Source organism: Plantibacter sp., from assembly GCF_059073635.1.
Genome location: NZ_JCACOF010000012.1, coordinates 205915 through 224005 on the forward strand (window position 1 = coordinate 205915; position 18091 = coordinate 224005).

The 18091-nt window shown below is 70.0% G+C and carries 14 protein-coding genes, 1 pseudogene and 1 riboswitch; of the genes and pseudogenes, 9 read left to right on the plus strand and 6 right to left on the minus strand.

Annotation, left to right across the window (positions count from 1 at the left end; translation table 11 throughout):
* Nucleotides 1–33: 33 nt before the first annotated feature.
* Both ybaK and glgX read right to left on the minus strand, forming a co-directional pair.
* A complete protein-coding gene (ybaK, locus tag AC5JOC_RS18280) occupies nt 34–525 on the minus strand; it encodes a Cys-tRNA(Pro) deacylase (protein WP_494246961.1) in 492 nt (163 codons plus the stop codon).
* A gap of 2 nt (nt 526–527) precedes the next feature.
* The gene (gene glgX, locus AC5JOC_RS18285) at nt 528–2570 is read right to left on the minus strand and encodes a glycogen debranching protein GlgX (RefSeq protein WP_494246962.1); all 2043 of its coding nucleotides are present in this window, start codon (nt 2568–2570) and stop codon (nt 528–530) included.
* Nucleotides 2571–2638: 68 nt separating this feature from the next.
* On the opposite strand from glgX, the gene AC5JOC_RS18290 reads away from it, so the two are divergent.
* Together AC5JOC_RS18290 and mnmA are read left to right on the plus strand one after the other, a co-directional pair.
* Nucleotides 2639–3862: a cysteine desulfurase family protein gene (locus tag AC5JOC_RS18290; RefSeq protein ID WP_159878423.1), complete on the plus strand. Its 1224-nt coding sequence runs from the start codon at nt 2639–2641 to the stop codon at nt 3860–3862.
* Between the two features lie 60 nt (nt 3863–3922).
* On the plus strand, nt 3923–5041 hold the full coding sequence (mnmA, locus tag AC5JOC_RS18295; protein WP_240043902.1) for a tRNA 2-thiouridine(34) synthase MnmA: 1119 nt from the start codon (nt 3923–3925) through the stop codon (nt 5039–5041).
* A 61-nt stretch (nt 5042–5102) separates the two neighbouring features.
* On the opposite strand, the gene AC5JOC_RS18300 is transcribed toward mnmA, so the two are convergent.
* On the minus strand, nt 5103–6581 hold the full coding sequence (locus AC5JOC_RS18300) for a sugar porter family MFS transporter (protein ID WP_079705678.1): 1479 nt from the start codon (nt 6579–6581) through the stop codon (nt 5103–5105).
* Between the two features lie 151 nt (nt 6582–6732).
* Between AC5JOC_RS18300 and ligA the strand changes: the two genes are divergently transcribed.
* Entirely contained in the window at nt 6733–9060 is a 2328-nt protein-coding gene (ligA, locus tag AC5JOC_RS18305) for an NAD-dependent DNA ligase LigA (protein ID WP_494246963.1), read from the plus strand.
* A gap of 2 nt (nt 9061–9062) precedes the next feature.
* Here ligA and AC5JOC_RS18310 read toward each other — a convergent pair whose 3' ends face one another.
* A complete protein-coding gene (locus AC5JOC_RS18310; RefSeq protein WP_411558218.1) occupies nt 9063–10784 on the minus strand; it encodes a long-chain-fatty-acid--CoA ligase in 1722 nt (573 codons plus the stop codon).
* A 90-nt stretch (nt 10785–10874) separates the two neighbouring features.
* Here AC5JOC_RS18310 and gatC point away from each other — a divergent pair, with 90 nt between their 5' ends.
* From gatC to AC5JOC_RS18330, 4 genes are all read left to right on the plus strand, one after another.
* Nucleotides 10875–11174: an Asp-tRNA(Asn)/Glu-tRNA(Gln) amidotransferase subunit GatC gene (gene gatC / locus AC5JOC_RS18315; RefSeq protein ID WP_064295120.1), complete on the plus strand. Its 300-nt coding sequence runs from the start codon at nt 10875–10877 to the stop codon at nt 11172–11174.
* Entirely contained in the window at nt 11171–12682 is a 1512-nt protein-coding gene (gene gatA / locus AC5JOC_RS18320) for an Asp-tRNA(Asn)/Glu-tRNA(Gln) amidotransferase subunit GatA (protein WP_064295121.1), read from the plus strand. The genes gatC and gatA overlap by 4 nt, the downstream gene beginning before the upstream one ends.
* Nucleotides 12683–12685: 3 nt before the next feature.
* Nucleotides 12686–14185: an Asp-tRNA(Asn)/Glu-tRNA(Gln) amidotransferase subunit GatB gene (gene gatB / locus AC5JOC_RS18325; protein ID WP_079705682.1), complete on the plus strand. Its 1500-nt coding sequence runs from the start codon at nt 12686–12688 to the stop codon at nt 14183–14185.
* 115 nt (nt 14186–14300) lie between these two features.
* Nucleotides 14301–14897, plus strand: coding sequence for a hypothetical protein (locus AC5JOC_RS18330; RefSeq protein ID WP_411558219.1), 597 nt, complete (start codon nt 14301–14303; stop codon nt 14895–14897).
* On the opposite strand, the gene AC5JOC_RS18335 is transcribed toward AC5JOC_RS18330, so the two are convergent.
* A complete protein-coding gene (locus AC5JOC_RS18335) occupies nt 14868–15281 on the minus strand; it encodes a hypothetical protein (RefSeq protein WP_494246994.1) in 414 nt (137 codons plus the stop codon). The genes AC5JOC_RS18330 and AC5JOC_RS18335 overlap by 30 nt on opposite strands.
* A 127-nt stretch (nt 15282–15408) precedes the next feature.
* Nucleotides 15409–16359: pseudogene (locus AC5JOC_RS18340) on the minus strand (acyltransferase family protein); the annotation flags it as partial.
* On the opposite strand from AC5JOC_RS18340, the gene dinB reads away from it, so the two are divergent.
* Both dinB and AC5JOC_RS18350 read left to right on the plus strand, forming a co-directional pair.
* Nucleotides 16277–17575: a DNA polymerase IV gene (gene dinB / locus AC5JOC_RS18345; protein ID WP_079705685.1), complete on the plus strand. Its 1299-nt coding sequence runs from the start codon at nt 16277–16279 to the stop codon at nt 17573–17575. The pseudogene AC5JOC_RS18340 and the gene dinB sit on opposite strands and share 83 nt — an antisense overlap.
* A 9-nt stretch (nt 17576–17584) precedes the next feature.
* Complete coding sequence (locus AC5JOC_RS18350) at nt 17585–17914, plus strand: hypothetical protein (RefSeq protein ID WP_079705686.1); 330 nt, start codon at nt 17585–17587, stop codon at nt 17912–17914.
* A gap of 50 nt (nt 17915–17964) precedes the next feature.
* A riboswitch (TPP riboswitch) is annotated at nt 17965–18073 on the plus strand.
* Nucleotides 18074–18091 lie beyond the last annotated feature (18 nt).

Genomic DNA, 18091 nt, shown 5'->3' on the forward strand with positions numbered 1-18091 from the left:
GCGACCCTCGGACCGGTGCGTCGAGGGATCCGACTATCTGGCGATCCGCGCGACGACGGCGGAGACGGCCGATCCGAGGTCGGACGGGGCGAGTTCGAGGTCGAACCCGCGCCGACCACCCGAGACCAACACCGTCTCGTGCTCGAAGGCGCTCTCGTCGAGCACCGTCGGGAGCGTGGTGCGCTGCCCGATCGGGCTGATGCCGCCGACCACGTAGCCCGTCTTCCGCTCGGCGACGGCAGGGTCCGCCATCGTCGCCCGCTTCCCGTCGAGGGCCGCCGCGAGCGCCTTGAGGTCGAGTTGGTCGGCGACCGGGACGATCGCGACGACGAGCGACCCGTCCACCTCCGCCAGCAGGGTCTTGAACACCCTGGGCGGGTCGACGCCGAGCGCCGTGGCGGCTTCGAGACCGAAGGCCGTCACCGACGGGTCGTGTCGGTAGGCGCGCGGGGTGAAGGGGATGCCCAGCGAGGTCAACGTCACCGTCGCCGGCGTGCCGCCACCCTCGGCCCTGCGCTTCGCCATCGTCAGACGGCTCGGAAGAGTTGCATCGACGTGGCGGAGACCGGGACCGTCTGGCCGGGGACGAACTGCTCCTCCTCGGACATCGGTGCGTCGTCCGCGGAGTTCCAGATGCGCACGAACGCGGTCACGCCCTCGTGCTCGGGCAAGGTGACCTCGACCGGCTGCTCGACGCCGTGCACGATGAGCAGCACGCGGTCGAGCTCCTCGGACTCCGGCGTGCTCGTCGAGAAGAACTGCAGTGTCCGGTTCCGCGGACTCGTCCAGTCCTCGGTGCTCATGGTCGCGCCCGAAGCGTCGAACCAGTCCATGACGCTCGCGCCGGGCACCGTCGTCCCGGCGGCGGCGAAGTGCTCCGGTCGGAGGGCGGGGTGTTCGCGCCGGAGTTCGAGGAGCCGACGGCTGTGCGCGAGCAACTGGTCCTGCCAGGGCTCCCTCGTCCATCCGACCCACGTCAGCTCGGAGTCGTGACAGTACGCGTTGTTGTTGCCGCGCTGACTCCGCCCGAACTCGTCGCCTGCCGTGAGCATCGGGACACCCGCCGACAGCAGGAGCGTGCCGAGCAGGTTCCGCATCGCCTTGCGACGAGCGGCGAGGATCGCGGGGTCGTCCGTCGGGCCCTCGGCACCGTGGTTGAAGGAGCGGTTGTTGTCCGTCCCGTCGCGGTTGGACTCGCCGTTCCCGACGTTGTGCTTGACGTCGTACGAGACGAGGTCGGCCAGGGTGAACCCGTCGTGGGCCGTGATGAAGTTGACGGAGGCCAGCGGACCGCGCTCAGCGGAGAAGGTGTTGCTCGATCCGGCCAGACGGGTCGCGAACCCACCGATCCCGACCGGGGCGTCCGCCCGTCTCGCGTAGTCGATGTCGGAGAGCCAGAAGTTGCGGACACGATCCCGGTACCGGTCGTTCCACTCGTGCCAACCGTCAGGGAAGTTCCCCGTCTGCCAGCCGCCCATCCCGACGTCCCAGGGCTCGGCGATCATCTTCGCGTCGACGAGCGACGGGTCGTGGACGATCGCCTCGAGCAGGGGGTGGTCGGGCGTGAACTCGACCGCCTCGTTCCGACCGAGCGTCGCAGCGAGGTCGAACCGGAAGCCGTCGATCTGCACCTCGTCAGCCCAGTACCGCAACGAGTCGAGCACGAGCTGTTGGGGGACCGGGTGGCCGAAGTCCACGGTGTTGCCGCAGCCCGTCACGTCGATGTAGGCGCCGGTGGCGTCCTGACGGTAGTAGGTCGCGTTGTCGATGCCGCGGAAGCTCGTGCGGGGGCCGCCGGGCCCCTCTTCGGCGGTGTGGTTGTAGACGACGTCGAGGATGACCTCGAGGCCGGCCTCGTGCAGCAGCTTCACCATGCCCTTGAACTCGCGGAGGACTTCGTCCGCGCCACCCGCCTGAGCCGTCTTCGTCGCGTAGGAGGCCTGTGGACTGAAGAAGTTCAGGGTGTTGTAGCCCCAGTAGTTGACGAGGCCCTGCTTGATGAGACGCTGCTCAGAGGTGAACGCGTGCACCGGCAGCAGTTCGACGCTCGTCACCCCGAGATCGTGCAGATGCGCGATCATCGCGGGGTGGGCGAGGCCCGCGTACGTGCCCCGCAGCTCCTCCGGCACGTCGGGGTGCAGCTTGCTCAGCCCCTTGACGTGCGCCTCGTACACGACGGTCCGGTCGAGCGGGACACGGGGTTTCTGCACACCGCCCCAGTCGAACGCGTCGTCGACGACGACGGAACGCCACTGCTCGGCCGACACGCGGGCGAGCCCGCGGGCGTAGGGGTCGAGCAGCAGCAGGCTCGGGTCGAAGGCGTTGTTCGGCGAGGACGGCCCGGAGGCGCGGACCGCATAGCGTCGGCCGAGCACCAGCTCCTCGGAACTCCCACTCCAGACCCCGTCGTCGTCGCGGGTCATCTCGACCGAGTGGGTGATCCAGTTCAGATCCTTGTCGTCGAAGATCACGAGTTCGAGGGCATCCGCATGCTCGGACCACACACGGAGCTCACCACCGGACGGGCCGAGGCGGACGCCGAGATCGTGGAAGGGGTCACCAGCGTTCATGGGTTCTACAGTAGTGAGTGCGGGAGTGCGCGAAGATCCGCGGACACCGCGGCGAGGGGAGGAGCGGCATGGTGGTGTACCTGGACCACGCCGCGACGACCCCGGTGCGATCCGAGGTGATCGAGGCCTACGCGTCCGCGATGGCGACCGTCGGCAACCCGGCCTCCATCCACGGCCCCGGGCAACAGGCCCGCCGCCTCCTCGAAGAGGCACGTGAGCGGGTCGCTGCGACCCTCGGGTGCGACCCCATCGAACTCGTCTTCACCTCCGGCGGCACCGAATCCATCAACCTCGCCCTCAAGGGGCTCTACTGGCACCGCCAGCAGGATCGACGCCGCGCCGCCGTGCTCGCACCCGCGGGGGAGCACCACGCCACGCTCGACACCGTCGAATGGCTCGAGCGCCACGAGGGTGCATCCCCGCTCTGGATCCCGCTCGACGACCTGGGCCGGGTCTCACTCGACACGGCGGCCGAGCGCTTCGCCGACCACGGCCCCGACATCGCCGTGGCGACGGCGCTCTGGGCGAACAACGAGGTCGGCACCATCCAGCCCGTCGTCCGGCTGGCGGCGCTCGCCGCAGCGGCCGCGGTGCCGTTCCACCTGGACGCGGTCTCGGCCTACGGACACCTCCCCATCGACCTCGCCGACCTTCGCGCCGCATCCGGATCGGTCGGTGCCAGTGGTCTCGTCGCGCTCAGCGTCTCCGCGCACAAGATCGGTGGTCCCGTGGGGATCGGAGCGCTGGTCGTGAGCCGCGCAGCCGTGGTGGAGCCGTTGCAGCACGGTGGCGGACAGCAGCGCGGACTCCGCTCCGGCACGCAGGACGTCGCGGCAGCCGTCGGATTCGCCGTCGCCGCGGAGCTCATGGCGCTCGAGCGGACCGCGGAGCAGGAGCGTCTCGGCACCTTGCGCGACCGACTCGTGGCCGGCGTGCGGGCGACCGTTCCGGAGGCCGAGCTGACGGGCGATCCCAGCGAGCGACTCGCGTCGAACGCGAACTTCGTGTTCCCCGGCGCACAGGGAGACTCGATGCTCTTCCTCCTCGACCTCGCAGGGGTGGCGGTCTCGACGGGTTCCGCCTGCCAGGCCGGCGTCCCGGAACCGTCGCATGTCCTGCTCGCGATGGGACGCCCGGAGACGGAGGCCCGATCGGTCCTCCGGATCACGCTGGGTCGGACGACGACCGAGACGGACGTGGACGACTTCCTCCAGGCCCTGCCGCGCGCGTACGCACAGGCGAGTCGGGCCGGTTCCGCCGACCGCGACACGGCGCTGGGCGCTCGTCCCTGAGCAGCCGTCCCGTCACCGCTTGCGGGTGGCCGTCCAGCGGCTGGCGCGTAGACTTGCCCGGTGAAAGTTCTGGCAGCGATGAGTGGCGGAGTCGACTCCGCCGTGGCAGCGGCACGCGCCGTCGACGCAGGCCATGAGGTGGTCGGCGTCCACCTGGCGCTCAGCCGGATGCCGGGCACGCTCCGGACCGGCAGTCGCGGGTGCTGCACCATCGAGGACTCGATGGACGCCCAGCGTGCGGCGAACCTGATCGGCATCCCGTACTACGTGTGGGACTTCTCGGAGCGCTTCAAGCTCGACGTGGTGGACGACTTCATCGCCGAGTACCGCGCCGGCCGGACCCCGAACCCGTGCATGCGTTGCAACGAGAAGATCAAGTTCGCGGCGTTGCTCGAGAAGGCGCTCGACCTCGGGTTCGACGCGGTCGTGACCGGTCACTACGCCACGATCGTCACGAGCCCCGAGGGCGATCGTGAGCTGCACCGCGCGAGTGCCTGGGCCAAGGACCAGTCGTACGTCCTGGGCGTGCTCACCGCCGAACAGCTCGCGCACTCGATGTTCCCGCTCGGCGCGACACCGTCGAAGGCCGAGGTCCGAGCCGAGGCCGCGGAGCGCGGCTTCACGGTGGCGAACAAGCCCGACAGCCACGACATCTGCTTCATCCCCGACGGCGATACGAAGGGCTGGCTGGGGGAGCGGGTCGGCACCGAGACCGGCCAGGTCCTCGACCGAGACGGAGCCGTCGTCGGTTCGCACGAGGGTGCCCACGCCTTCACCGTCGGCCAGCGCAAGGGCCTGCACCTCGGCGTGCCGGCGCCGGATGGACGTCCGCGCTTCGTCCTCGAGGTGCGTCCGAAGGACAACACGGTCGTCGTCGGGCCGAAGGAGGCGCTCGCCATCGGCGAGATCGCCGGTTCGCGCTTCACCTGGGCGGGGAGGACGCCGGAGGTCGGTGTCGCACCGATCCCGTGCGACGTCCAGATCCGTGCGCACGCCGACCCGGTCCCCGCCGCGCTGACGCTCGTCGACGGCGAGCTCGTCGTCCACCCGGAGACGCCACTCGACGGCGTCGCTCCCGGACAGACCGCCGTGCTGTACAGCGGGACGCGCGTCCTCGGCCAGTTCACGATCGACCGCACCGTCAGTGCGGTGCCCGTCGGAGCCGCCGCCTCCGCCTGAGGACCCCAGGAACGACGGAACGCCCGACGAGCCAGGCTCGTCGGGCGTTCTGCGTCGGTCGTCAGGATCGGGTCTGTGCGCCCGCCTTGGACTTCTTGGGCTTCTTGACGAAGAGGGTCTCCGCCTCTTCGAGCGTCAGGCCGTTCGTCTCGGGGATCTTCGCGAGGACGAAGACGAACGAGAGGAGCGCGAACAGCGCGTACATGCCGTAGGTCACCGGCAGGGAGAACGCGGCGAGGGCCGGGAAGCTGACCGTGATGAGGAAGTTCGCGATCCACTGCGCCATCGCCGCGACACCGAGCGCCTTCGCGCGCAGGCGGTTCGGGAAGATCTCGCCGAGGAGCACCCAGACGAGCGGTCCCCACGACGCGCCGAACGCGACGACGAACACGTTGGCGGCCACGAGGGCGATCGTGCCCCAGGGCTGGGGCAGCGAGACCTCGCCGGCGCTGTCGGTGACCGACTGCGTGAACGCGATCGCCATCGCGCCGAGCGAGACCGTCATACCGATGGAACCCGCGAGGAGGATCGGCCGTCGACCGATGCGGTCCACGAGCAGGATGGCGACGACGGTGACCGCGACGTTCGTCACCGAGGTGATGACCGAGATGAGGAGCGAGTCGGACTCCTGGAACCCGACGGCCTTCCACAGCGTCGTCGAGTAGTAGAAGATCACGTTGATGCCGACGAACTGCTGGAAGATCGACAGGATGATGCCGATCCAGACGATCGGCAGGAGCCCGAAGCGTCCGCCCCAGAGGGTCGCCTTCTTCTGCTGCTCATCGTCCTTCACCGCCTGCTCGGCGAGCTTGACGGCGCGATCCACCTCCTCCTGCGGCCAGACGGTCGCGAAGATCCGACGGGCCTCGTCCGACTTGCCCTTGCGGACGAGGAACCGGGGCGACTCGGGGAGCCGCATCGCGAGCACGCCGTAGACCACGGCCGGGAGCGCGCAGGCGATGAACATCCAGCGCCAGGCCTCGACGCCGAACCACAGCGGGTTCGAGGCGCCGCCGGCGGCGCCCGCCAGGACGGAGTCGGACAGGAGCGCGGCGAAGATGCCGAGCGTGATGGCGAGCTGCTGCAGCGAGGCGAGACGGCCGCGGATGGCGCTCGGGGCGATCTCGGCGATGTACGCCGGAGCCACGACCGAGGCGATGCCGATACCGAGCCCGCCGACGATGCGCCAGATCACGAGGTCCCAGGGGGAGAAGGCGAAGCCGGCTCCGAAGGAGGAGATGAAGAACAGGCCTGCACCGAGCAGCATCGTGAAGATGCGGCCGCGGCTGTCGGCGATCCGGCCCGCGAGGTAGGCGCCGAGCGCGCAACCGAGCAGCGCTGACGCGACCGCGAAGCCGATGAGCGCCTCACTGAGCGCGAAGTGGTCCTGCATCGCGTCGACCGCGCCGTTCACCACGGAGGAGTCGAACCCGAAGAGGAAGCCACCGACCGCGGCCGAGACGGAGATGCCGATGACGCGCGCGGTCAGCTGCTTGCTGGTAGGAGCCGCCCCCGTTCCCGGACTGCTGGACTGGGACATGGTTCCTCCGATTCCGCGCGCATGGTTCCTGCGGCACTGCGACACCCTACTCCTCGATGAGACCCGCCCCGACCCGGTTGCGCACATCTGGGAGGACGTGCCGGGTGTCAAGCGCCCGCCGGTGTCGGACGCCGCTCGTAGACTGGACGCCGTGGCGAACAGCACCGGACAGACCCTCCAGCAGGCATCGACCGAGGCCGAGGAACTCACCTCGCGCATCCTCGAGCTTCGCGACGCGTACTACGAGCGCGACGAGTCGCTCGCCTCCGACGAGGAGTACGACGCGATGCTCCGTCGGCTCGAGGAGCTCGAGCGTCTCTTCCCCGAGCTGCAGAGCCAGGACAGCCCCACCCAGACCGTCGGCGGGCGTGCCGAGACCACGCTGTTCGCCCCGGTCACCCACCTCGAGCGCATGCTCAGCCTCGACAACGTCTTCTCGATCGAGGAGTTCCTCGCCTGGGCCGCCAAGGTCGAGCGCGACGCCGGAGGGTCCGTCCAGTACCTCTGCGAACTGAAGATCGACGGCCTCGCCATCAACCTCCGGTACGAGCGCGGCCGCCTCGTGAGCGCGGCCACGCGCGGCGACGGCGTCGTCGGCGAGGACGTCACGGAGAACGTGCGGTACATCCGTTCCATCCCCGAACGCCTGACGTCGTCCGACCCCGAGGTCGAGTTCCCGGAGGTCGTCGAAGTCCGGGGCGAGATCTTCTTCCCGGTCGAGGCCTTCCGCGAACTGAACGCCAACCAGGCGGCCGCCGGTGAACGGGTCTTCGCCAACCCGCGCAACGCGGCGAGCGGTTCCCTGCGCCAGAAGGCGGAGAGCAAGAACCCGGCCCAGCTCGCACTCATGCACGACCGGCTCGGCCGCCTGCAGATGCTCGTCCACGGCATCGGCGCGTGGGAACAGCCGCCCGTCGCTCGGCAGTCACAGGTCTACGAGCTGCTGCACAGCTGGGGGCTCCCGACCTCCTCGCACTACCGGGTCCACGACGAGGCGACCGGTGCGGCGGAGTTCATCGAGTACTTCGGCGCCCACCGCGACAGCGTCGAGCACGAGATCGACGGCGTCGTCGTGAAGGTCGACGATCTCGCGCTCCACGGCGAGCTCGGCGCGACGAGTCGTGCTCCGCGATGGGCCATCGCCTACAAGTACCCGCCCGAGCAGGTGAACACGAAGCTCCTCGACATCGTCGTGAGCGTCGGGCGCACCGGTCGCGCCACCCCGTTCGCCGTCATGGAGAAGGTGCTCGTCGCCGGCAGCGAGGTGCGTCAGGCGACCCTGCACAACCAGGACGTCGTGAAGGCGAAGGGGGTGCTCATCGGCGACACCGTCGTCCTCCGGAAGGCCGGCGACGTCATCCCCGAGGTCCTCGGCCCGGTCGTCGAGCTCCGCGACGGTTCGGAGCGCGAGTTCGTCATGCCCGAGCACTGCCCCGAGTGCGGTACCACCCTCGCCCCCGCGAAGGAGGGCGACATCGACCTGCGCTGCCCGAACGCGCGGAGCTGCCCGGCGCAGGTGCGCGGACGCGTCGAGCACATCGGCTCCCGTGGCGCGCTCGACGTCGAGGCGCTCGGCGAGGTGGCGGCAGCGGCGCTCACCCAGCCGGTGGAGCCCGCGGAACCACCGCTGACGACCGAGGCCGGACTCTTCTCGCTCACGATGGCCGACATCTTCCCGGTCACGGTGATCGTCCGCGACAACGAGACCGGGCTGCCCAAGCTCAACGAGGACGGATCCGAGAAGCGCGTCACGCCCTTCCGCCGCCGACGCGCCAAGAAGGACGGCGTGCACGATCCGGCCGCGGCCGAGTTCGACGGCGACGAGTCCTCGGTGCCGTCCAAGAACGCGATCGAACTCCTCGCCAACCTCGACGGCGCGAAGACCCGCCCGCTCGCACGGTTGCTCGTGGCACTCAACATCCGCCACGTCGGCCCGGTCGCCGCCCGGTCACTCGCGGAGTACTTCGGTTCGCTCGACGCCATCCGTGCGGCCACCCGCGACGAGCTCGCAGAGGTCGACGGCGTGGGCGGGATCATCGCCGACGCCCTCATCGCCTGGTTCGAGGTCGACTGGCATCGCGAGATCGTCGAGGAGTGGACTGCGGCGGGCGTGCAGTGGGCGACACCCGGACACCCGGGGCCTGGCGCGGCGGTCGCGGCCGGTGGTGTGCTGTCCGGTGTCACCGTCGTCGCCACCGGTTCGCTCGAGGGCTTCACCCGGGAGGGTGCGCTGGAAGCGATCGTGCAGGCGGGCGGGAAGGCTGCGTCGAGCGTCTCGAAGAAGACCGACTTCGTCGCCGCCGGCCCGGGTGCCGGGTCGAAGCTCGCGAAGGCCGAAGCACTCGGTCTGCGGATCATCGACGCCGAGCAGTTCGCCCTGCTCGTCTCCGAGGGTCCGGCGGCGCTCGGCGAGCCGGAGGCCCCGGCCGCGGATGAGGCCGAGGGTGCGGCGTCCGCCGACGAGGTGCCGACGGACTGACCTCAGTCCTGGTCGGCCTGCAGCAGCTCGTCGCGGACCTGGCGCCGCAGCACCTTGCCGATGAGCGACTTGGGGAGTTCGTCGACGACGACGACCCGCTTCGGCACCTTGTACGGGGTGAGGATCTCCCGCGCCCAGGCTCGGAGGGCATCCGGATCCACGGTGGCACCGGGAGCCGCGACGACGGCCGCGACGACCTGCTCGCCGGAGTGGGGATCGGGGAGCCCGACGACGGCGGCGTCAGCGACCGACGCGTGCCCGCGGAGCACCTGCTCGACCTCGCTCGGCGACACGTTGAACCCGCCGGTGATGATGAGCTCCTTGATCCGGTCGACGACGGTCATGAACCCCTCCTCGTCGATGGACACGATGTCACCGGTGCGGAACCAACCGCCTGGGAGCAGGACGGCGGCGGTCTCCTCGGGCTTGTTGTAGTAGCCGTTGAAGACCTGCGGGCCGCGGACGAGCAACTCGCCCGCCTCGCCGGCCGGACGGTCGGTCTCCGGGTCGTCGGGATCCACGACGCGCACCTCGGTGCTCGGCAGCGGGAGGCCGATGGTCCCGGGCTTCCGTGCGGTCGAGACCGGGTTCGCGGAGATGACCGGGGAGCACTCGGAGAGCCCGTAGCCCTCGACGAGGAAGCCGCCGGACGCGGCTTCGAACGGGACGACGAGGTCGTGCGGCAGCGGCATCGCGCCCGAGATGGCGATCTCGGTGCCCTGCAGCGACACGCCCTGCTCGGTCGCCGCGGTCAGGAGTCGGTCGGCGATGGGCGGGACGGCGGGCAGGAAGGTCGGCGGTCGCTTCTTCATGACCTTGAGGACGAGCGCCGGGTCGAACTTCGGGAAGAGGACGAGGCGCGAGCCCATGCTCATGGCGAACGTCAGGCAGAGCGTCAGGCCGTAGGCGTGGAACATCGGGAGCACCGCGTAGACGACGGCCTCCCCACGCTTGACCGTGGGCACCCAGGCGCGGGACTGCGCCGCGTTCGCGAGCAGGTTGCCGTGGGTGAGTGCGGCACCCTTGGGCGAGCCCGTCGTCCCGCTCGTGTACTGGATGAGTGCGAGGGCGTCGGTCGCGGGCTTCGGGTGGCTCGCCGGCAGCGGCCCCGAGGTCAGGAGCTGCTCCCACCGCACGGTGCCCGAGACCGGCGCGGTGAGCTGAGCCCGTGAGGCTCTCGCCTTCGGGATGGGCAGACGGAGAGCGGCGCGCATGTGGAGCGGCATCGCCCGGGTCACGTCGATCGTCACGAGCGAGTGCACCGCCAGGTCGGCCGGGAAGTCCTGCAGGTGCTCGGCGACCTTGTCCCAGACGATCGCGAACGTCGCGCGGTGGTCCTCGAACTGGTGGCGGAGCTCTTGGGGGGTGTAGAGCGGGTTGTGCTCGATGACGACGGCGCCCAGCCTGAGGACCGCGTAGAACGCGACGATGTGCTGCGGGCAGTTCGGGAGCATGAGGGCGACGGGGTCTCCCGCCCGGACACCGAGTGCGCGCAGGCCGGCGGCGGCACGGGCGATGAGCGCCTCGAGCTCCGTGTAGGTGGTGGTCGACCCGAAGAACTCCAGCGCGACGGCGTCCGGGTAGCTCGCGGCGGAGGCTTCGACGAGATCGCCGAGGCTGCCGGTCTGCTCGGGGATGTCGTCCGGCACGTCGGCGGCGTAGCTCGCGAGCCAGGGACGCTCGTGCGGGGGACGGGGACGGCTGCTCGAGTCGTTCTGGGTCACCGTCCCACTGTAGGGGCGGAGCCCGACGGACGACCACGTCCCTGGCGAATAGACTGGAGCGACCGCCACCGCTACACGTACGGGAGACGCATGTCGGAAATCACTACCGAGCAGGTCGCGCATCTCGCGAACCTCGCTCGAATCGCCCTGAGCCAGGACGAGATCGCCCACCTCACGACGGAGCTCGACTCCATCGTGGACAACATCCAGAAGGTGCAGCAGGTGGCCACGCCTGACGTCCCGGCGACGAGCCACCCGATCCCGCTCGAGAACGTGTACCGCGACGACGTCGTCGGCAACACGCTCACGCGGGAGCAGGCGCTGCAGAACGCGCCGGAATCGGCCGACGGTCGCTTCAAGGTCTCGGCGATCCTGGGGGAGGAGCAGTGAGCGGGTTGATCGGTCTCACGGCAGCCGAGCTGTCGAGCAAGCTCCGCGCTGGCGAGGTCTCCAGCGTCGAAGCCACCCAGGCGCACCTCGACCGCATCGCGCAGGTCGACGGCGACGTCCACGCCTTCCTCCACGTGTCGGACCACGCACTCGACGTCGCCGCCGACATCGACGCACGCCGTGCCGCGGGCGAGGACCTCGGCGAGCTGGCGGGCGTCCCGCTCGCCATCAAGGACGTGCTGGTCACGACGGACATGCCGTCCACCTCGGGGAGCAAGATCCTCGAGGGGTACCTGTCACCGTTCGACGCGACCGTCGTCGCCCGGTCGCGTGCCGCCGGTCTCGTGCCGCTCGGCAAGACGAACATGGACGAGTTCGCCATGGGCTCGAGCACGGAGCACTCCGCGTACGGCCCGACCCACAACCCGTGGGACCTCGACCGCATCCCCGGCGGTTCCGGCGGTGGCTCCGCTGCCGCGGTCGCCGCGTTCGAGGCGCCCATCGCCCTCGGCAGCGACACCGGCGGGTCCATCCGCCAGCCGGCGCACGTGACCGGCACGGTCGGCGTGAAGCCGACCTACGGCGCGGTCAGCCGCTACGGGGCGATCGCGCTCGCCTCCTCGCTCGACCAGGTCGGGCCGGTCAGCCGCACGGTCCTCGACTCGGGCCTCCTCCACGACGTCATCGCCGGGCACGACGCCCTCGACTCCACCTCGCTCCGCGACGCCTGGCCGTCGATGGCCGCTGCGGCCCGCGAGGGCGCGCGCGGCGACGTGCTGCGCGGCCTCCGGGTCGGCGTCGTCACCGAGCTCAACGGTGAGGGCTTCCAGGCCGGCGTGAAGAGCCGCTTCCAGGAGGCGCTCGCGGTACTCGAGGCGAACGGTGCCGAGATCGTCGAGGTCTCCGCTCCGAACTTCGAGTACGCCGTCGCCGCCTACTACCTCATCCTCCCCGCCGAAGCGTCGAGCAACCTCGCGAAGTTCGACTCGGTGCGCTTCGGCATGCGGGTCACGCCCGAGGGTGGCGGCACGGTCGAGCAGGTCATGTCCGCGACGCGCGAGGCCGGTTTCGGTCCCGAGGTGAAGCGACGGATCATCCTCGGCACGTACGCGCTCAGCGCGGGCTACTACGACGCCTACTACGGCAGCGCCCAGAAGGTCCGGACGCTCATCCAGCGCGACTTCGCGGCGGCGTTCGACCAGGTCGACGTCCTCGTGAGCCCGAGCGCCCCGACGACGGCGTTCAAGCTGGGCGAGCGTATCGACGACCCACTGGCGATGTACCTGAACGACGTCACCACCATCCCGGCGAACCTCGCCGGCGTGCCCGGCATCAGCGTGCCGATCGGGCTCGCCCCGGAAGACGGTCTGCCCGTCGGCATCCAGTTCATGGCGCCAGCACGGGAGGACGCCAGGCTCTACCGGGTCGGCGCCGCTCTCGAGGCGCTTCTCGAATCGACGTGGGGGCACACCCTCATCTCGCAGGCACCCGCTCTCGGAGGTCGGTAACCCATGGCCAAGGACAAGCTCCTCTCCTACGAAGAAGCCCTCGAACTGTACGAGCCGGTGCTCGGCTTCGAGGTGCACGTCGAGCTGAACACCAAGACGAAGATGTTCTCCTCGGCGCCGAACGGCTTCGGCGACGCTCCGAACACGAACATCTCGCCGGTCTGCCTCGGTCTGCCCGGGTCGCTCCCGGTCGTGAACGAGCAGGCGGTGCGGTACTCGATCAGCCTCGGGCTCGCCCTCGGCTGCTCGATCGCACCCTCGAGCCGTTTCGCGCGGAAGAACTACTTCTACCCCGACCTCGCGAAGAACTACCAGATCTCGCAGTTCGACGAGCCGATCGCCTTCGAGGGCTCGGTCGACGTCGAGCTGGCGGACGGCACCATCGTGACGGTGCCGATCGAGCGCGCGCACATGGAGGAGGACGCCGGCAAGCTCACGCACATCGGCGGTTCCACCGGCCGTATCCAGGGTGCCGAGTACTCGCTCGTCGACTACAACCGCGCGGGTGTGCCGCTCGTCGAGATCGTCACCAAGCCGATCTACGGCACCGAGCACCGGGCACCCGAGATCGCGAAGGCCTACGTCTCCGCGATCCGCGACATCGTCGTGGCGCTCGGCATCTCCGACGCGAAGATGGAGCGCGGGAACCTCCGCTGCGACGCCAACATCTCGCTGCGCCCGCGCGGCCAGGAGAAGCTCGGCACGCGAACCGAGACGAAGAACGTCAACTCCCTGCGTTCCGTCGAGCGCGCCGTCCGCTACGAGATCCAGCGGCAGGCGGCGATCCTCAAGGACGGCGGATCCATCGTCCAGGAGACGCGGCACTGGCACGAGGACACCGGTGCGACGTCCGCCGGCCGGCCGAAGAGCGACGCCGACGACTACCGGTACTTCCCGGAGCCCGATCTGCTCCCGGTCGTGCCGTCGCCCGAACTCATCGAGGAACTCCGAGCGGCCCTGCCCGAGCAGCCGGCCGTCCGTCGTCGTCGGCTGAAGAGCGAGTGGGGCTTCACCGACCTGGAGTTCCAGGACGTCGTGAACGGTGGTCTGCTGAACGAGATCACGGCCACCGTCGAGGCCGGCGCCGCTCCGGCCGCCGCACGGAAGTGGTGGACGGGCGAGATCTCGCGGATCGCGAACCAGCGCGATGTCGAGGCGACGAGCCTCGTGTCACCCGAGCACGTCGCGGCACTCGCGGCGCTCGTCGAGGCCGGAACGCTCAACGACAAGCTCGCACGCCAGGTGCTCGAGGGCGTCATCGACGGGGAGGGCACTCCTCAGGAGGTCATCGACGCTCGCGGTCTCGCACTCGTGTCCGACGACGGTCCGCTGATCGCCGCCATCGACGAGGCACTGGCCGCTCAGCCGGACGTCCTCGCCAAGATCCGCGACGGCAAGGTCCAGGCCGCCGGCGCGGTCATCGGCGCCGTGATGAAGGCGATGCGCGGACAGGCCGATGCGGCGCGTGTGCGCGAACTCGTCCTGGAGCGCGCCTCGCAGTAGCGGTCACTGCTGCACCATCGGGCCCGCGCCACCGTCGATGACGGCGGCTCGGGCCCGATGTCGTCGGCCAGGGGAAGCCCTGGTGCCGACTGCTGGCCCGGCATACACTTCCGCCATGCTGGTCGAAGGCACCATGCGGTGGCAGGTCACGGAAGACGCTCCGATGGCCCTCATGCTGGCGCTCGCGTTCCGCGACATGGCAGGGCTCGGCGAGCGATGCGTCGCGCAGCTTCCCGCGGTCACGCCGGGGCTGGAGCGGGTCGACGTCGCCGGCCTCGACCTCGACGCGCTCGCGGTCCAGTTCGACGGCTGGTGGACCGGGATCGCCCGTCGCGACACGCGCCTCTTCATGGCCGAGGTCCGTCCACCACACTTCGAGGTGTTCGATCGAGCCCTCGACCTGCAGGAGCTCGCCTACCGGGCGTACGACGAGGCGCACCGGTGGGCGGCGGCTCGCATCCGGGAGTACGAGCGCGCGCTCGCAGGCCGATCGCCGAGCCGCCTCACCGACGTCTACGAACTCATCCGCGAGCGCCAGTTCGAGTTGCGCCGGCAATCCAGCTCGTTCCGGTTGGACCTCGAGGTGCTCCCGATCTGCCGACCGGGGGCCTGGGTGGTCGCGCCCGACACGATCGTGGTCAGTGAGTCGCTCCGGGACGACCGGGAGGCCTTCCGCGAATGGCTACGGCCGCTGGTCCACGGCCTGGTCTGATCCGCTCGCGACGCGCTCGACCGGCCGACGGGTCGGGTTCAGGAGCACGACCGCGATGATCGAGCCGACAGCGCCGGCAGCCGCCATCGCGGCGGTGAGCGGGTGGGAGATCTCCGCGAAGGGCATGATGAAGGCGCTCGCGAGCGCGATCCACACGGCGACGTGTGCAGGCTTGCGCTCCGGGTCGAGGCGCAGCTTGCGGGGGTGCTCGACGCGGCCGAGGAGTGTGCCGACGCCCGCGAGCAGGACCGCGACGACGAGCAGTACGACCGGTCGGGTCCACCACCATGCCGCGCTCAGCGGTTCCGCGAAGGGGATGCCGAGGGCGAGCTGGAGACCGGCGACCGCGATGATCAGGGGGAGATGCCAGAGGTACACCGTCATCAGCCGGGACCCGATGAGGAAGACGACCGCTCGCGCGGCGCGGGTCCGCATGATCGGCGGTGAGCAGCGGGTGCACCAGGGCGAGCAGGGCGAGCTGCCCGACGCCGAGGACGACGAGGGGGAGGGTCGGTGGGTTGAGGTTGCCGAGCATGCTGGTCGAGTACGGCAGCCAGGTCGTGATCGGCACGAGCGCACCGTAGGAGACGAGCACCACGGCCACGAGGACGAGGCGCGGAACGGAGCGGAGACGTCCGTCGGCCAGGAAGAACCCGAACTGCTGCAGCAGCGGCCAGACGAACACCAGGTTGACGAGACCGATGCCCAGGAGACCGGTCGAGTAACGGACGACGTCGACGAGGATCACGCCGGCCAGCAGTGCCGCACAGGTCAGGACGGGGTGGCGGTCGTGGCAGGTGGCGAGGAACGGGGCGACCGCCTGGCACAGCAGGTAGGCGGCCAGGAACCAGAGCGGGGAGCCGACGCCTGCGGCGACGGCCTCGATGATGGCGGGGTCGACACCGAGCGCCCCGGCGAGCCACAGCCCCGCGGCGAGGAAGAGCAGGACCGGGATCGTCGGCAGGGCGAGTCGGAAGACCCGGGACCGGAGGAAGTCGCTGGTCCCGCCACCACGTCGGACGGTGCTGCGCCAGCCGGTGATCGTCGCGAAGCCGCCAACGATGAAGAACAGCGGCATGATCTGGCCGAACCAGGTACCCGTGTCGAACCACGGCTGCTGCTCGAGCGCTCGGGAGATGCCGATCGTGCCGTCCGGCTCGACGGCCACCGCGACCATCAGGAGGTGGACGATGACGACCGTCACGACGCACGCGACGCGCACGAGGTCGAGGGCGAGGTCCCGCCCGGAGAGGTCTGGGACCGCCGGGGCCGACCCGGTCCGCGTTCGCGTGCTCATCGCCGGACAGCCTAGCGTCGCCGGGCCCTCCCGCCTCGGCCCTTGTGGAGAGCGTGTCGGAGGCGACTGCGACAATGGAGGCATGAGTCGGCAGGATGGAGCGTCTCGTCGCGTCTCGGCGCACGATGCCGACGACAGCGGTACCCCCATCCTCCACGTCGACATGGACGCGTTCTTCGTCTCGGTCGAGCTCTTGGAACGGCCCGAGCTGCGCGGTCTGCCGATCATCGTGGGCAACAAGGAGGGGCGGTCGGTCGTCACCTCCGCCAGTTACGAGGCTCGCCGGTACGGCGTGCGCGCGGCGATGCCGGTGTCCCAGGCGATGCGCCTCTGTCCGAGCGCCGTCGTGTTGCCACCCCACCACGGCAGGTACCGCGAGTACTCCGACCGGGTGATGGAGGTCTTCGAGTCGGTCACGCCGCTCGTCGAGCCGCTGAGCATCGACGAGGCCTTCCTCGACGTGTCCGGCGCGGTCCGGTTGCTCGGGAGCCCACGGACGATCGCCGCGCTCGTGAAGCAACGGGTCCTCGACGCGACCGGTCTGCCGTGCTCGGTCGGCCTGGCATCGACGAAGTACGTCGCGAAGCTCGCCTCCGGCCTGTCGAAGCCCGACGGCCTGCTGGTCGTGCCCGCCGACGAGACCCTGGCGTTCCTCCACCCGTTGCCGGTCGGCGCGCTGTGGGGCGTCGGTGGTCGGACGGAGGAGCAGCTGACGAACCGGGGCATCCGGACCATCGGTCAGCTCGCCTCCACCCCGCTGTCGATGCTCCAGCGCGCGGTCGGTGAGGCCTCCGGTCGCCGACTCCTCGAGCTCGCGAACGGGATCGATCCGCGCGGCATCGAGCTGGCACGACGCGAGAAGAGCGTCAGCCACGAGGTGACCTTCCCGACGGACGTCTCCGACCCGACCATCCTCAAGCGCGAGCTGCTGAACCTCGCCGGTCTCGTCGCGATCCGGCTCCGGAAGGGCGGCTACGCCGGCCGGACGATCAGCATCCGTGTCCGCTATGCGGACTTCAGCGTCATCACCCGGTCGCGCACCATCGGCGAGGCCACGAACGTCGGGCGTCGGGTCTACGACGAGGCGGCGTCGTTGTTCGACGACCTCGATCGCGGTGGGCGTCTCGTGCGCCTCGTCGGGGTGAAGGTCGACCAGCTCGTCCCCGCCGATGAGGCCGGTGCCGGGCTCTGGGACCCGGACGAGGAGTGGCGTGAAGCCGAGCAGACGATCGACCGGGTCGCGAGCCGGTTCGGCGATCTCGCGATCGCTCCCGCCTCCCTCCTCGGCAAGCCGAGGCGTCGCGGACTCGGCAGTCGCGGAGACTCGCAGGGTGCTGGGAGCACGGATCAACCCCTTGGACCGGTGGATACCGAGCGGTAGCCTCGCGGTATGACGAATCTCGTGGAGAAGCTGGCAGAACAGGCGAAGGGGCTCGGCGTGTCCGCAGCCTACGGGGAGCAGCAGGACGTCGACGGCACGAAGCTCGTGCCCGTCGCGCTGACGTACTACGGCTTCGGCGGCGGCTCCGAGGGCGACGGCGACGACGCCCCGAGCGGCGGTGGCGGCGGTGGCGTCTCGATCCCGGTCGGTGCCTACATCAAGACCGACGAGGGTCTCCGTTTCGACCCGAACCTCATCTCGCTCATCGCCGTCGCGATCCCGTTCATCTGGGTGAGCGGCAAGGCGCTGGCCGGCCTCATCAAGGCCCTCAAGAAGTAGCCCTCCCCGTCGAACCCCTGTCGTGCGACTGCGCACGGCAGGGGTTAGACTCGTGCCACCACGGGAGTCCGGTGAACCGGGCTGAGAGGAAGGTATTCGCCTTCGACCGTCGAACCTGATCTGGATCATGCCAGCGCAGGGAGACCATTTCTCGCTATCCCGTGCTCTTTTCCGTCT